11 protein-coding genes are annotated in these 14,853 nt (G+C 68.0%); 4 read left to right on the top strand and 7 right to left on the bottom strand.

The features are described 5' to 3' along the window. Positions 1-236 precede the first annotated feature (236 nt). The 4 genes from QYL93_RS02900 (at position 237) to queF (ending at position 6,205) form a co-directional block, all read left to right on the top strand. Positions 237-3,452: an Rne/Rng family ribonuclease gene (locus QYL93_RS02900; protein WP_305742238.1), complete on the top strand. Its 3,216-nt coding sequence runs from the start codon at positions 237-239 to the stop codon at positions 3,450-3,452. 153 nt (positions 3,453-3,605) lie between these two features. Then, positions 3,606-4,385 (top strand): peroxide stress protein YaaA, encoded by a 780-nt coding sequence (gene yaaA, locus QYL93_RS02895; RefSeq protein ID WP_305742237.1) that lies wholly within the window; start codon positions 3,606-3,608, stop codon positions 4,383-4,385. Positions 4,386-4,393: 8 nt separating this feature from the next. Then, positions 4,394-5,293, top strand: a complete 900-nt coding sequence (locus tag QYL93_RS02890; RefSeq protein ID WP_305742236.1) for a 2OG-Fe(II) oxygenase — start codon at positions 4,394-4,396, stop codon at positions 5,291-5,293. Positions 5,294-5,353: 60 nt separating this feature from the next. Beyond that, positions 5,354-6,205 carry an NADPH-dependent 7-cyano-7-deazaguanine reductase QueF gene (gene queF, locus QYL93_RS02885; protein WP_305742235.1) on the top strand — a complete coding sequence of 284 codons (852 nt, stop codon included), beginning with the start codon at positions 5,354-5,356 and terminating at the stop codon, positions 6,203-6,205. Between the two features lie 55 nt (positions 6,206-6,260). On the opposite strand, the gene QYL93_RS02880 is transcribed toward queF, so the two are convergent. From QYL93_RS02880 to QYL93_RS02850, 7 genes are all read right to left on the bottom strand, one after another. Next, positions 6,261-6,536, bottom strand: coding sequence for a hypothetical protein (locus tag QYL93_RS02880; protein ID WP_305742234.1), 276 nt, complete (start codon positions 6,534-6,536; stop codon positions 6,261-6,263). A gap of 89 nt (positions 6,537-6,625) precedes the next feature. Further along, positions 6,626-7,894, bottom strand: a complete 1,269-nt coding sequence (locus QYL93_RS02875; protein WP_305742233.1) for a DNA polymerase IV — start codon at positions 7,892-7,894, stop codon at positions 6,626-6,628. Between the two features lie 71 nt (positions 7,895-7,965). Then, entirely contained in the window at positions 7,966-9,663 is a 1,698-nt protein-coding gene (locus QYL93_RS02870) for a thiamine pyrophosphate-binding protein (RefSeq protein ID WP_305742232.1), read from the bottom strand. Between the two features lie 50 nt (positions 9,664-9,713). Then, the gene (locus QYL93_RS02865; RefSeq protein WP_305742231.1) at positions 9,714-10,940 is read right to left on the bottom strand and encodes a pyridoxal phosphate-dependent aminotransferase; all 1,227 of its coding nucleotides are present in this window, start codon (positions 10,938-10,940) and stop codon (positions 9,714-9,716) included. Continuing rightward, positions 10,937-11,836, bottom strand: coding sequence for an amino acid ABC transporter substrate-binding protein (locus QYL93_RS02860; RefSeq protein WP_370876927.1), 900 nt, complete (start codon positions 11,834-11,836; stop codon positions 10,937-10,939). The genes QYL93_RS02865 and QYL93_RS02860 overlap by 4 nt, the downstream gene beginning before the upstream one ends. A 79-nt stretch (positions 11,837-11,915) precedes the next feature. Next, complete coding sequence (locus QYL93_RS02855; protein ID WP_305742230.1) at positions 11,916-13,091, bottom strand: FAD-binding oxidoreductase; 1,176 nt, start codon at positions 13,089-13,091, stop codon at positions 11,916-11,918. 29 nt (positions 13,092-13,120) lie between these two features. Next, positions 13,121-14,656, bottom strand: coding sequence for an aldehyde dehydrogenase family protein (locus QYL93_RS02850; protein WP_305742229.1), 1,536 nt, complete (start codon positions 14,654-14,656; stop codon positions 13,121-13,123). Positions 14,657-14,853 lie beyond the last annotated feature (197 nt).

The following is a 14,853-nucleotide window of genomic DNA, read 5'->3' as shown; positions in this document are numbered from 1 at the left end:
GGCAAAACTGCGCCTCTCCCACTCGCCCCCTTCCATGCGCCCCTGCCTTTCGCTGCCGCGCTAACGCGCGGCAGGCTTTCGGCATCCCCGGCAATTCCCTTCGTTTCGATGCGTCAGTCCAGGCATTCACAGCTCCTGTAGAGCTTGTTCATTGTTTTGGAACTGCGGGTGGCAGCCCGCGAGAGCCCTGTTGGCTGCGCCGCTGCCCTCCGCGAAACACAAGAAGGAAACGCATCATGAAGCGGATGCTCATCAATGCCACACAGCCCGAAGAGCGGCGCCTGGCCATCGTCGACGGACAAAAGCTCCTCGACTACGAGATCGAGATCGAAGGGCGCGAACAGCGCAAGGGCAACATCTACAAAGCCGTCGTCACACGCGTCGAGCCCTCGCTGGAAGCCTGCTTCGTCGACTACGGCGAAGACCGCCACGGCTTCCTGCCGTTCAAGGAAATCTCGCGCAGCTACTTCGCCCCGGGCGTCTCGCCCAGCCAGGCGCGCATCAATGAAGTGATCCGCGAAGGCCAGGAACTGCTGGTCCAGGTCGAGAAGGAAGAGCGCGGCAACAAGGGCGCGGCCCTGACCACCTTCGTCTCGCTGGCCGGCCGCTACGTGGTGCTGATGCCCAACAACCCCCGCGGCGGTGGCGTATCGCGCCGCATCGAGGGCGAGGACCGCGCCGAGCTCAAGGAGGCGATGGACCAGCTGGAGTACCCCAATGGCATGTCCATCATCGCGCGCACCGCCGGCATCGGCCGCACCGCGCCCGAGCTGCAGTGGGATCTGAACTACCTGCTCAAGCTGTGGAACGCCATCGACGGCGCTGCCAAGGGTGGCAAGGGCGCCTTCCTGATCTACCAGGAATCGAGCCTCGTCATCCGCGCGATCCGCGACTATTTCAACAACGATATCGGTGACATCCTCATCGATACCGACGACATCTACGAACAGGCGCAGCAGTTCATGGCACACGTCATGCCCGAGCATGCCGCCCGCGTAAAGCGCTACCGCGACGACGCCGCCCTGTTCAGCCGCTTCCAGATCGAGCACCAGATCGAATCGGCCTACGCCCGCACCGTGCAACTGCCCTCGGGCGGCGCCATCGTGATCGACCACACCGAAGCGCTGGTCAGCGTGGACGTGAACTCGGCCCGCGCCATCAAGGGCGGCGACATCGAGGAAACCGCCACCCGCACCAACCTGGAAGCCGCCGACGAAGTGGCCCGCCAGATGCGCCTGCGCGACCTGGGCGGCCTGATCGTGATCGACTTCATCGACATGGAGGAGAGCAAGAACCGCCGCGAAGTGGAAAACCGCCTGCGCGACGCGCTGCGCCAGGACCGCGCCCGCGTGCAGTTCGGCACCATCAGCAAGTTCGGCCTCATGGAAATGAGCCGCCAGCGCTTGAAACCCGCGCTGTCCGAAGGCTCGTCCATCCCCTGCCCACGCTGCGGCGGCTCGGGCCATATCCGCGACACCGAGTCCTCGGCGCTGCAGATCCTGCGCATCATCCAGGAAGAGTCGATGAAGGACAACACGGCCGCCGTGCACTGCCAGGTGCCGGTGGAAGTGGCCTCGTTCCTGCTGAACGAAAAGCGCACCGAAATCGCCAAGATCGAGCTCAAGCAGCGCGTGGCTGTGCTGATGGTTCCCAACAAGACGCTGGAAACCCCCAACTACCGCCTGGAACGCCTGAAGCACGACGACCCGCGCCTGGACCACATCGAAGCCAGCTACAAGCTCGCCGAAGAAGTGGAAGACCCCACGGCCGTGACGCGCCGCTCGCAAGAGCCCACCAACAAGCAGACCCCGGTGATCAAGGGCGTGCTGCCCGACGCACCGGCACCGCAGGTCGAGCCCCGCCCCGAAGGCGCGGCCCGCCCACCGCGCGCCGGCCAGGGCCAGCGCCCTGCGGCCACGCCAGCTGCGGCGCCCACGCCCGCACCGGCACCCGCTGCGGCAGCGCCTGCCGCCCCCCAGGAGCAAGGGATTCTTGCCTTCATCAAGGGCTTGTTCGGCTTCGGTGGCGCACCGGCGGCAGCACCTGCACCGGTAGCGGCCCCTGCACCAGCAGCCGCACCCGCAGCGGAAACCACCGCCCGCGAACCCCGCCGTGATGGCCGCGGCGAAGGCCGTGGCGGACGCCGCAGCAACCGCGACGCGCCCGGCCGCAGCGACGGCCAGCGCGAAGGTGGCGGCCGTGAAGGCGGCAACCGCGATGGCGCCGCAGAAGGACGTGGCCGCCGTGGCGAACGCCCGGCCGAAGGCCGTGCACCCCGCGATGCCGAAGTCCAGGGAAGCCGCCCACCGCGCGAAGGCGGCGAGCGCCGCCCCGAGGGTGAAGGCCGCGAGGGACGTGAAGGACGCGGCGGCCGCAACGGTCGTGGTGGCCGCAACGACGGCGAAGGCCGCAACCAGGCCAACGGCGCCGCCCTGAATGGGGAGCAGGCAGCGGCAGTCGCCGGTGCCCAGGTGGAAGACCCGATCGGCAGTGGCGCCGACGCCACCGCCGGCCAGGCACCACGCAATGACCGTGGCGAGCGCGGCCCCCGCCGCGAGCGCGGCGACGGCTCCGGCCGCCGCGAACGTGGCGAGCGTGCGCCCCGCAACGCCGAGGGCACGGAAGCCGCTGCACCGGCAGGCGACTTTGCCGACACCTCGCCGCTGGCGCTGCTGCCCGATCTGGACCTGACGGGCAACGAGTCCGCAGCCGCAGGCACTGAAGAGCAGCGCCGTGAGCGCCGCTCGCGCGACCGCTATGGCCGTGACCGCCGTGAACGCGGTGAGCGCGGTCCACGCGATGGCGCCGAAGCTGCCGCAGCACCGGCAGCCCCCCTGCTGGACTTCGATACCTCGAATGTCCCGGCCGCAGCAACGGCCGAGCCCCAGGACGAGCCACCACGCCGCAGCTACTTCAGCGCAGCAGCCCCTGCTGCAGCCACCGAAGCCGCAGCGCCCGTGGCGGCACCTGTCGCGGCTCCAGTGCAAGAGAGCGCCCCGGCCCCTGTGGCCGTCGCTCCCGTCGCACCGGCCCCGGCTCCTGCTGCTGCACCGGTCGTGGCAGCCCCTGCTCCGGTGGTACAGGCCCCCGTCCCTGTAGCAGCACCTGTGGCAGCACCTGTGGCAGCACCTGTAGCGACCCCTGCGCCTGCAGCCGCCGCCCCCGCGGCAGCGCCGGCCCCCGCAGCGGGTCTACCCCGTGTGCAGGCGTTCACGCTGCCGCTGGATGCGCTGCAGCAGGTCGCCGAATCGTCGGGCCTGCAGTGGGTGAACTCCGATGCCGCAAAGATCGCTGCCGTGCAGGCCGCAATCGCGGCGGAACCCAAGCCCATCCATGTGCCGCGCGAGCGTCCGCAGGTGGTGGTGGCCGATGAGGGCCCGCTGGTGCTGGTGGAAACCCGCCGCGACCTCTCGGCAATGAAACTCCCGTTCGAGCAGCCTCCAGCGGCTTGATGCGGTGAGCAAGCAAGAAGGCGGCCTCGGCCGCCTTCTTGCTTTTTGGGCCCCGCCTTTGCACTGGCGCACGGCCGATGCCGGTATCCTTGCGGCCACGACCTCGGTGTCTCACTTTTCTTCTGTTCGACCTCGACGAACCACCACGCCTCCATGTTGTTCCTGCTGTCTCCCGCCAAATCGCTGGACTATGAAACCCCGCTGCCGCCGGACCTGCCGCACACGCTGCCGCAGTTCGTGCCCCAATCCACGGCCCTGATCAAGGTGCTGCGCGAGAAGTCGCACCAGGACATCGCCTCCCTGATGTCGCTGAGCGACCCGCTCGCGGCCCTGAATGTGGCGCGCTACCAGACCTTCAGGCCGCGCTTCACCGCCGCCAACTCGCGCCAGGCCCTGCTGGCCTTCAACGGCGATGTCTACGAAGGCCTGGCCGCCCGCACGCTGGAACCCGAAGACCTGCAATGGGCGCAGGACCATGTGTGCATCCTGAGCGGCCTGTACGGCATGCTGCGCCCGCTGGACCGGATGCAGCCCTACCGCCTGGAAATGGGTACGCGCCTGGCCACCGATGCCGGCAGCAACCTCTACCAGTTCTGGGGCAGCCGCATCGCGGAGCACCTGAACAAGCGCTTGCGGGCCGACACCACGCCGGTGGTGGTGAACCTCGCCTCGCAGGAGTATTTCAAGGTGGTGGACACCAAGGCCCTCAAGGCGCGCGTGGTCGAATGCGTGTTCGAGGACTGGAAGGGTGGCACCTACAAGATCATCAGCTTCCACGCCAAGCGGGCACGCGGGCTGATGGCGCGCTACGCGGTCACCCACCGGCTGGCGACCCCGCACGCCCTCCAGGGCTTTGACCTGGAGGGCTACACTTTTGCTCCCGCCGCCTCAGAATCCGAGCGCCTGGTGTTCCGGCGCAAGACCAACGAGTGAGATCTGCCATGGCATCGTCTTCCGAACAGTCGCCATCCACCGCAACCACCGCCTCAGCGGCACGCCAGGCCATCACGCCCGAGCTGCGCCGCTGGATCATCGAGCAGGCCGAGGCCGGCTTTGCCGCCCCCGTGGTGCTGCAGTCCATGCGCGATGCCGGCTGGAACGAGGACACAGCCGCCGAAGCGCTGGAAATCACGCTGCAGGACCACCTCAACGCGCTGGCCGAGCAGCAAGGCCAGCCGTCCGCCGTGAAGGTGCCCGAGCCCCTGATGGGTGAATCGCCCGCCCAGATCGATGCCGGCGGCCGCATGGTGAGCATTCTGCTGGCCATGGCCAAGCCGCGCATCGTGGTCTTCGGCAACCTGCTCTCCCCCGAGGAATGCGATGCCCTGATCGCCGCTGCCGAGCCGCGCATGGCGCGCTCGCTCACGGTGGCCACCAAGACCGGCGGCGAGGAAGTCAACGACGACCGCACCAGCGACGGCATGTTCTTCCAGCGCGGCGAAAATCCCGTGGTGCAGCGCATCGAGGAGCGCATCGCCCGCCTGCTGGACTGGCCGATCGAGAATGGCGAGGGCCTGCAGGTGCTGCACTACCGCCCCGGCGCCGAGTACAAGCCGCACTACGACTACTTCGACCCGGGCGAGCCCGGTACGGCAACCATCCTCAAGCGCGGCGGCCAGCGCGTGGGCACCCTGGTGATGTACCTCAACACGCCCGAAAAAGGCGGCGGCACCACCTTCCCCGACGTGCATGTCGAAGTCGGTCCGCAGCGCGGCAATGCCGTGTTCTTCAGCTACGAGCGCGCAGCGCCCTCCACCCGCACCCTGCACGGCGGCGCGCCCGTGATCGCCGGCGAGAAGTGGATTGCCACCAAGTGGCTGCGCGAACGCGAATTCAAGTAACCAAAGGCCTGCCGCCAGTCCTGCGGGCCCGCCGCAGGCTCGCAACCAAGGGATCCCTCCATGAACGACAACACCCCCGAACAATCCCAGTTGGGCAAGGCCTCGGCCTATGTGGACCAGTACGATGCCTCGCTGCTGTTTCCGATTGCGCGCGCGGGCAAGCGCGCCGAGATCGGCATCACCGCCGCCCCGCCTTTTTTCGGTGCCGACCTGTGGACGGCGTTCGAGCTGTCCTGGCTCAACCAGCGCGGCAAGCCGCAGGTGGCGCTGGCGCACATCACCATTCCGTGCGAGACGCCGAACATCGTCGAGAGCAAGTCGTTCAAGCTCTACCTGAACAGCTTCAACAACACGCGCTTTGCCGATGTCTCCGAGGTGCAGGCGCGCATCCGTGCCGACGTGAGCGAAGCCGTGTGGCGCGGTGCCGAACACCCGGCCACCGTGGGCGTGCGGCTGCTGCTGCCAGAACTGTTTGACCAGGAACCCGTGCACGAGCTCGACGGCCTGAGCCTGGATCGCCTGGACGTGGAGTGCACGCAGTACCAGCCCGCACCCGAGCTGCTACATGCCGCGCACGACGAACCCGCCGTCACCGAAGTGCTCACCAGCAACCTGCTCAAGAGCAACTGCCTGGTGACCGGCCAGCCCGACTGGGGCAGCGTGCAGATCCGCTACACCGGCGCACCCATCGACCAGGAAGGCCTGCTGCAGTACCTGGTGAGCTTTCGCAACCACAACGAGTTCCACGAGCAGTGCGTGGAGCGCATCTTCATGGACCTGTGGACGCGCTGCAAGCCGCTCAAGCTCACGGTCTACGCACGCTATACGCGCCGCGGCGGTCTGGACATCAACCCGCTGCGCACCAGCCACCCGCAGGCCCTGCCGGGCAACGTGCGCACGGCACGGCAGTGAGAATCAGCCCACGATCTCGCAGGGGATCGTGAACAGGTTCCAAGGCCTGGGGGATTCAGGAGGGACCGATTTGCTTGCCCAACCAGTCGCATCGCAATTGGTGCAGGCGGTGCGCACGGGTGCGCCAGGCCACATACAGGCTGGGCAACAGGGTTCCGGCAAAACACAGGGGCGCAGCCCAGGCTTCCCCAAACGCACAAGCGGGCAGCCAGCCCACCCAGCCCATGACCCAGAGCGTGAGCACCAGATCCCACAGGTGGTATTCCAGCGGATGCTCCACCCTGTGGTCCACATGCCACTGCTTGATGCGCTGGAGCTCGTTGAGCGTCATGACCATCTCCCGCCAGAGGAATAATCAATGTAAGTTTTACGTAAGATTTCGTCAAGCCCCCTGCACGACAGCAGGCCAGCCGGCGGCCCTCAAAAAAGAGGGCGGGTATGTGGGTCGGCTTCGCGCGCCCTGGGCGCACGCAGCTCTGGCGGGCCGTCAGGCACATCGCCTACCCGCTCCAGCGTACCCACGCGCACGCCCAGCAAGCGCAGCTTCTGGTCCAGCGGCACCCGCTTGAGGCACAGGCCGGCCGTGCGGCGGATGGTGGCCGCATCCTGGATGTAGCGGTCCAGCGTCTGATCGCGCGTGGCGATCCGGAAATCGTCGTAGCGCAGCTTGATGCCGATGGTCTTGCCCACATAGCCCTTGCGCTGTAGGTCTCCGGCCACGCGCTCGCACAGGTCGGTGAAGATGCGGCCGAGCTCGGCCTTGTCGCGCACGGCGTGCAGGTCGCGGTCGAAGGTGGTCTCGCGGCTCATGCTCACGGGCTCGCTCTCGGTCACCACGGGGCTGTCGTCGCGGCCCCAGGCCACGCGGTGCATCCAGGCGCCGCTCGATTTGCCGAAACGCTCGATGAGCCATTGCAGATCCTGCGCCGCCAGCTCGCCGATGGTCTGTATGCCCAGGGTAGCGAGCTTCTCCCCCGCCTTGGGGCCGATGCCGTTGATCTTGCGCACGTTGAGCGGCCAGATCTTCGTTTCAAGCTCGTCCTCGTAGACGATGGAGATGCCGTTGGGCTTGTTGAACTCGCTGGCCATCTTGGCCAGCAGCCGGTTGGGCGCCACGCCGATGGAGCAGGTCAGGCCCGTGACATCGAAGATGCTCTTCTGGATCAGCCGCGCCAGCACCCGTCCGCCCTCACGCTGGCCGCCGGGCACATCGGTGAAGTCGATGTAGACCTCGTCCACGCCCCGGTCCTGCATCACGGGCGCGATGTCGGTGATGGTGCTCTTGAACAGGCGCGAGAAGCGGCGCACCTCGTCGAAATCCACGGGCAGTACGATGGCCTGGGGGCAGAGCCTGGCGGCCTTCATCATGCCCATGGCCGAGCCCACGCCGAACTGCCGCGCCGCGTAGGTGGCGGTGGTGATGACGCCGCGACCCACATAGTCCTTGAGCAGGGGAAAGTCGGCCACCGGGATGAAATGCGGCTCGCGCAGGCCCGTGCCGTCGGGGGTCTGGTGCAGCAGTTCGTCCACCTTGCGCCGCCCGCCGCCGATCACCACCGCCAGGCCCTTGAGCTGCGGGTAGCGCAGCAGCTCCACGGAGGCGAAGAAGGCATCCATGTCCAGGTGCGCGATGCGGCGCAGGCGCAGCGCGGAAGGCTCGTCGGGCGGTACGGAGGTCACGGCCTCCATTGTGCGCAAAAGCGCAGACACCCTGCTGTCAGCCATCCGGCTGATCACAGGGTTTGGGCAGGGCCGCCAGGTTACTTCTTGGCGAGTGCGGCGGTGCGCAGGCCTTGGAGTGTGCCCGTGGGCGTGATCGCCTCGGGATCGATAAGGCAGTGCAGCACGCTGGGCAGGCCACTGGCGCGCGCACGGGCCAGGGCCGGGGCGAATTCCTCGGTGGTGGTGACACGCTCGCCATGGCCACCAAAGGCCGCAGCGTAGGCCTTGAAGTCAGGGTTCTTGAGCGCGGTGGCGCTCACGCGGCCCGGGTACTCGCGCTCCTGGTGCATGCGGATGGTGCCGTACATGGCATTGTCCAGCAGCACCACGATGATGGGCAGGCCGTACTGCACGGCGGTGGCGAACTCCTGGCCGTGCATCAGGAAGTCGCCGTCGCCGGCGAAGACCACCACCTCGCGCTGCGGCCACAGGCGCTTGCCGCCCACGCCGGCCGGCAGGCCATAGCCCATGGAGCCGCTGGTGGGTGCCAGCTGGCTGGCAAAGGTGGTGAAGGGCCAGAAGCGGTGGATCCAGGTAGCGAAGTTGCCTGCGCCATTGCAGAAGATGGTGTCTGCCGGCAGCACGTCCTTGAGGTGCTGCATCACCTGGCCCATCTGCAGGTCGCCGGGGATGCGGATGGGTGCCGTGTCGCTCCAGGCCAGGTACTCGGCATGGGCTGCCTCTGCGTGGGCCTTCCAGGGCACGATAGCCGCAGGGCGCACCGCCGCCAATGCAGCCGCGAAGGCCTGGGGCGTGGCATGGATCGGTTGTGCGGGCCGGTAGAGCTTGCCCAGTTCGTCGGCATCGGCGAGCACGTGCACGATGGGCTGCACGGGGTTGGGAATGGCGAACAGTTCATAGCCCTGCGACGGCACCTCGGACAGGCGCCCACCGACCACCAGCACCAGGTCCGACGCGCGGATGCGCGCCAGCAGCTTGGGGTTCACCCCCAGGCCCAGGTCGCCGCCGTAGCAGGCGTGGTTGGCCGGGAACAGCATCTGCCGGCGGAACGAGCAGTACACGGGCAGCGACCAGGCCTCGGCAAAGGCCGTGAACTCGCGCACGGCCTGCTCGGACCAGCGGCTACCGCCCAGAATGGCCACGGGCTGCTTGGCCTTGCCCAGGCGCTCGGCCAGCTCAGCCATCTGCGCGGCGCCGGGGTGGGTCTCGGCCACCTGGTAGGGCAGCGCATCGGCCACGGTGGCGGCCTCGGTCAGCATGTCTTCGGGCAGGGCCACCACCACGGGGCCGGGCCGGCCCGAGGTGGCAACGTGGAAGGCGCGCGAAATCAGCTCGGGCACGCGCGCCGGGTCGTCGATCTGCACCACCCACTTGGCCATGGTGCCGAAGACGGCGCCGTAGTCGAGCTCCTGGAAGGCCTCGCGCCCCAGCGCACCGCGCGCCACCTGACCCACGAACAGGATCATCGGAGTCGAGTCCTGGTGCGCGATGTGCACGCCCGCCGAGGCATTGGTGGCGCCCGGCCCGCGCGTGACGAAGCAGATGCCGGGCTGGCCCGTGAGCTTGCCCTGGGCCTCGGCCATCATGGCCGCGCCGCCTTCCTGGCGGCAGACAGTGACGGCGATGTCGGCGTCGTGCAGCGCATCCAGCACAGCCAGGTAGCTTTCACCGGGCACGCAGAACAGCTGCTTCACACCATGGGTGATGAGCTGCTGGACCAGGATCTGGCCGCCCGTGCGGCTGGCGGCGTTGCTGGGGGTGGAAGGCGTGGTCATGTCAGGGTTCCGGAACGAGAGAAACAAACAAAAAAGGAATCAGCAAACCGTCAGTGCAGCGCCTCGCACGCACGGCGGATGCGCGCGCAGGCTTCCTGCAGGTCGGCCATGGACGCAGCGTACGAGATCCGGAAGTACGGCGCCAGCCCCAGCACGCTGCCGGGGACCACAGCCACATGGAACTCGCGCAGCAGGTAGTCGCAAAAATCCGCATCGGTGCGCAGCATGGCACCGCCCGGCGTGGTGCGGCCCAGCACGCCTTCGCAGCTGGCGAAGGTGTAGAACGCGCCTTCGGGCACGCGGCAGCGCAGCCCGGGCGACGCGTTGAGCGAGGCCACCACCAGGTCGCGCCGTGCCTGGAACTCGCGGCAGCGCTCGGCCACGATGTCCTGTGGTCCGGTCAGCGCCGCCACGGCCGCAGCCTGGCTGATGGACGACGCGCACGAGGTGGCCTGGCTCTGCACCACCGCCATGGCCGCGATCAGTGCACGCGGGCCCGCGCCGTAGCCGATGCGCCAACCCGTCATGGCGTACGACTTGGAGACGCCGTTCACCGTGAGCGTGCGCTCGCGCAGCGCGGGCATCACCACGGCCGGCGTGGCGAACGCATGGCCGTCGTACAGGATGTGCTCGTAGATGTCGTCCGCCAGCACCCAGACCTGCGGGTGGCGCAGCACCACCTCCAGGATGGGCCGCAGTTGCTCGGTGCTGTAGGCCGTGCCACTGGGGTTGGAAGGGGAGTTGATGAACACCCAGCGGGTGCGCTGCGTGATGGCAGCGTCGAGCTGCCCGGCCGTGAGGCGAAAGCCATTGGCCTCGCTGCACGGCACCACCACGGGCACGCCACCCGCGATCAGCACCATGTCGGCGTACGAGGTCCAGTACGGCGCGGCCAGGATCACCTCGTCGCCAGGGTTCAGACTGGCCATCAGCGCGTTGTAGATGACCTGCTTGGCACCCGCGCCCACCGTGATCTCGTTGGCTGCGAACTCCAGGCCGTTGTCGCGGCGGAACTTGAGCGCGATGGCTGCCTTGAGTGCGGGTGTGCCGTCCAGCACCGTGTAGTGCGTTTCGCCCCGCGCCATGGCCTGCTGCGCGGCTTCCTGGATGTGGAGGGGCGTCTCGAAGTCCGGCTCGCCCAGTCCCAGCACGATCACGGGCTGGCCCTGGCGCTTGAGCTCGTTGGCGGCCTGGGTGATGCGCACGATGTCCGACACGCCGATGGCGCTGATGCGGTCGGCCGCGCGAAAAGCCGTGGCGGGGATGGCGGCGTTCATTGCTGGTAGGACTCCAGGGGCTTGTCGTTGGGGGCGGCGAACAGCTGGCGCAGTGTGGTGCCCAGCGGCAGGTTCAGGGCCACGTTCTTGGGCGGGATGGGGTTCATGAACCACTTGGTGTAGATCTTTTCCATCTCACCGCTCCGCATGAGCCTGGTGAGCACACCGTCCACGGCGGCCTTGAAGCTGGGGTCGTCCTTGCGGAACAGCAGCGCAATCGGCTCGGCGCCCAGCGGCTCGCCCACGATGCGGTAGGCCGACGGGTCCTTGGCGTTGGCAATCATCCCGGCCAGCAGGTTGTCGTCGAGCACGAAGGCATCGGCGCGGCCGGATTCGAGCAACAGGAAACTTTCGTGGTGGTCCTTGCCCAGCACGGTCTTGACGGACGCACCGCCCAAGGCGCGTTCCTGCTTGCGCAGCAACTGCACGGCCGTGGTGCCGGTGGACGCCGCAATGGTGCGGCCCGCGAGCTGGCTGACCGACTTGAGGTCCGAATCCTTGCGCACCGCCATGCGCACTTCGCTCACATAGGTGGTCACCGCGAAGGCCACCTGCTGCTGGCGCGCGGTGTTGTTGGTGGTCGGGCCGCAGCCGATGTCGAGCGTGCCGTTCTGCACCAGCGGCAGCGTGTTCTGCGCCGTCACGGCCATGTACTCGAGCTTGGCATCGGGCACGATCTCCTTGAGCACGCGCTCGCACAGCTCGACGTGGTAGCCCACGTATTTTTCGTTGGCGCCCAGCGCATAGGCCATAGGGGGCGAGGTCTCGCGCACCCCGAGCACGACCTTGCCGCTGGCCTTGATCTTCTCGAGCGTGGTCTGGGCGCTGGCGCCTGCTGCGCACAGCAGTGCGGCCAGGGCCACAGTCATCATCTTGCGGTTGGGGGAAAAAGCCATGTCGTTGTCTCCGATGGTTGTTGTGGATGGCGTTGGGAAAGCGGTGGGGCGCGCCACACGAATGCGGCGTTGCTGCGATTCAGATGACGTTCTTCTCCAGCAGCGGCCGGTTCTCGGCGATGCGCGTGATGGACAGGGGCGACAGGTCCAGGCTCTGGTAGCCGCCTGTGAGCAACAGCTCGGCCACGCCCCGCCCCACGGCAGGGCACTGCTGCAGGCCGTGGCCCGAGAAGCCATTGGCGAACACCAGGTTGTCGCTGGCAGGAGAGAGGCCCACGATGGCGTTGTGGTCGAAGGTGTTCATCTCGTAGTAGCCGGCCCAGGCGCCCTGCATGCGCAGTGCTTCGAAGCCCGGGATGCGCTCGGCAAGCAGGGGCCAGACATGCTCTTCGAAGGCGTGGTATTCGGGCTCCAGCGGGGCGAAGTCTTCATCCTGGTCGGCGGGCGGTGCAAACCCGGCAATGAAGCCCTGGCCCTCGGGCCGCAGCCAGATGCCGCTGGTGTCGATGAGCAGCGGGCAGCGTGGCAACTGGGCCGGGCTGGAGAGATGGAACACGGTGCGGCGCTTGCCCACCACGGGCAAGGCAATGCCCGCCCAGCCTGCGATGGCGGCAGCCCAGGGACCGCCTGCATTGACGGCATGGCTGCAGGGTAGTGAGGCACCGCTTTTCAGCTGGACGGCGGTCACGTGCTGCACGCCGTCGCTGGCGGCCATGGCAAAGCCCACGGCCTCGTCGGCGATGTAGCGCACGCCCTGGCTCTGGGCCTTCTTGCGCAGCGCGGTCAGCAGCAGGTAGCCGTCGAACCAGCCTTCGCCCGACAGGCCGAGCGAGCCCAGCACCACGTCCTGCAGCGCCAGCCAGGGGAAGCGCTCGGCCAGTTCATCCGGGCCGAGCAGCGCCACGTCGGCGCCATGGCGCTTTTGCAGCACATGGTTGTCGCGCAGCGTGGCTTCGCCAGCCGCAGTGGCCAGGTACAGGTAGCCGCCCTCGTGCAGGCCGACGTCGGGCACGTCGCCATTGCAAGCCAGCAGCGTGCCCACATTGCGCAGAAAGCCGATGCCATAGGCCGAGATCTGCACGTTGATGTCGGTGGAGAACTGCTGGCGGATGGAGCTGGCCGACAACGCCGACGAGGCGCGTGCGTACGTCGGATCCCGCTCCACCACCACGACCTCGCAGCCCGGCTGCTGCTGCGTGAGGAAGTACGCGATGGCACTGCCGATCACGCCGCCGCCGATGATCACGATGGGCATGCTGGTACTCCCGGAATTTGGCGCAGTGCTCAGACGTCGAACTTCACACCTTGCGCCAGCGGCAGCGCGGTGGAGTAGTTGACGGTGTTGGTGGCGCGGCGCATATAGGCCTTCCAGCTGTCGGAGCCGGCTTCGCGGCCACCACCGGTTTCCTTCTCGCCGCCGAAGGCGCCACCGATCTCGGCACCGCTCGGGCCGATGTTGACGTTGGCGATGCCGCAGTCCGACCCGGCCGCCGACATGAACTGCTCGGCCTCGCGCACGTTGAGCGTGAAGATCGAGGACGACAGCCCGGCGCCCACGGCGTTGTTCCAGGCGATGGCCTCGTCGAACGTGCCGTAACGCACCACGTAGAGGATGGGCGCGAAGGTTTCGTGCAGGGCCGGGCCCTCGTGCTTTGAGAGCTCGACCAGCGCGGGGCGCACATGGTACGCGTCGCTGCCAGCCACGCCCTGCACACGGTCGCCGCCATGCACCGTGGCGCCCAGGGTACGGGCTTCGTCCAGGGCCTTCTGCATGCCGTCGAACGCGGCGCGGTCGATCAACGGGCCGACCAGGGTGCCGGCGGCGCGCGGGTCGCCCACCTGCACGTTGCCGTACACCTTGGTGAGCTGCGGCACCAGCGTGTCGTAGATGCTGTCGTGCACGAACAGGCGGCGCAGCGTGGTGCAGCGCTGGCCGGCCGTGCCCATGGCGGCGAAGGCGATGCCGCGCAGCGCCAGGTCCAGGTCGGCCGAGGGCGCGACGATGGCGGCGTTGTTGCCACCGAGCTCCAGGATGGCGCGGGCAAAGCGCGCTGCCAGGCGCGGGCCGACGGCACGGCCCATGGCCGTGGAGCCGGTGGCCGAGAGCACGGCCACGCGGGCATCGTCCACCAGCACCTCACCGATGGCGCGCTGGCCGATCAGCAGCTCCAGCAGGCCCTCGGGCGCATCGCCAAAGCGGGCCAGCGCGCGCTGGGCGATGGCGTGCGTGGCCAGGGCGGTGAGGGGCGTCTTCTCGGACGGCTTCCAGACCACCGAGTCGCCGCAGACCAGTGCCAGGGCGGCATTCCACGACCACACGGCCACGGGGAAGTTGAAGGCTGAGATCACGCCGCACACGCCCAGCGGGTGCCAGGTTTCCATCATGCGGTGTCCCGGGCGCTCGGTGGCGATGGTCAGGCCGTAGAGCTGGCGCGACAGGCCGACCGCGAAGTCGCAGATGTCGATCATTTCCTGCACCTCGCCCAGGCCTTCGGACGGGATCTTGCCGGCCTCCAGGGTCACCAACAGGCCCAGGTCGTCCTTGGCGGCGCGCAGTTCCTCGCCCAGCAGGCGCACGAGCTCGCCGCGGCGCGGGGCCGGTACGTTGCGCCAGGCCTGGAAGGCCGTCTGAGCGCGGGCGATGGCGGCAGTGGCGGCGGTCGCCGAGACCTCGTGCACGGCACCGATGGCCTCGCCGGTGATGGGCGAACGCACCGGCAGGTCGCCGCCGGTGTAGGCGGCGCGCGGCACGCCCAGGCGCTGCAGCAGCGCATCGACATCGGTCACGAGGGAGTGGGAGACAGCAGAGGGTGCGGACATGGCGGCATTCCAAAAATCAATGCACCCAATATCGCCCAATCGCCGGGTGGCGGATAGCAAAAAATTGGAACAACTTGATTCGCAAATAGAATCAAGTCACGTCAACACCTGTGCCCATTTCGGGGATGAGGCAGGCACCACAGCGGTGCGCCAGCGGTGTAAACCCTGAGAGTCATTCCTGACGGGCATGAATAGCC

The organism is Acidovorax sp. A1169 (assembly GCF_030704685.1).
In the GTDB taxonomy this organism is placed as follows: domain Bacteria; phylum Pseudomonadota; class Gammaproteobacteria; order Burkholderiales; family Burkholderiaceae_C; genus Acidovorax.
Note: the sequence above shows the minus strand (reverse complement) of the source record. Positions and strands in the feature narration are given on the sequence as shown.

What these genes read in the sequence shown, in the direction of transcription:
- QYL93_RS02900 (WP_305742238.1), top strand. Translation starts at nt 237, where the DNA reads ATGAAGCGGATGCTCATCAATGCCACACAGCCCGAAGAGCGGCGCCTG.
- yaaA (WP_305742237.1), top strand. Translation starts at nt 3,606, where the DNA reads ATGTTGTTCCTGCTGTCTCCCGCCAAATCGCTGGACTATGAAACCCCG.
- QYL93_RS02890 (WP_305742236.1), top strand. Translation starts at nt 4,394, where the DNA reads ATGGCATCGTCTTCCGAACAGTCGCCATCCACCGCAACCACCGCCTCA.
- queF (WP_305742235.1), top strand. Translation starts at nt 5,354, where the DNA reads ATGAACGACAACACCCCCGAACAATCCCAGTTGGGCAAGGCCTCGGCC.
- QYL93_RS02880 (WP_305742234.1), bottom strand. Translation starts at nt 6,536, where the DNA reads ATGACGCTCAACGAGCTCCAGCGCATCAAGCAGTGGCATGTGGACCAC.
- QYL93_RS02875 (WP_305742233.1), bottom strand. Translation starts at nt 7,894, where the DNA reads ATGGAGGCCGTGACCTCCGTACCGCCCGACGAGCCTTCCGCGCTGCGC.
- QYL93_RS02870 (WP_305742232.1), bottom strand. Translation starts at nt 9,663, where the DNA reads ATGACCACGCCTTCCACCCCCAGCAACGCCGCCAGCCGCACGGGCGGC.
- QYL93_RS02865 (WP_305742231.1), bottom strand. Translation starts at nt 10,940, where the DNA reads ATGAACGCCGCCATCCCCGCCACGGCTTTTCGCGCGGCCGACCGCATC.
- QYL93_RS02860 (WP_370876927.1), bottom strand. Translation starts at nt 11,836, where the DNA reads ATGGCTTTTTCCCCCAACCGCAAGATGATGACTGTGGCCCTGGCCGCA.
- QYL93_RS02855 (WP_305742230.1), bottom strand. Translation starts at nt 13,091, where the DNA reads ATGCCCATCGTGATCATCGGCGGCGGCGTGATCGGCAGTGCCATCGCG.
- QYL93_RS02850 (WP_305742229.1), bottom strand. Translation starts at nt 14,656, where the DNA reads ATGTCCGCACCCTCTGCTGTCTCCCACTCCCTCGTGACCGATGTCGAT.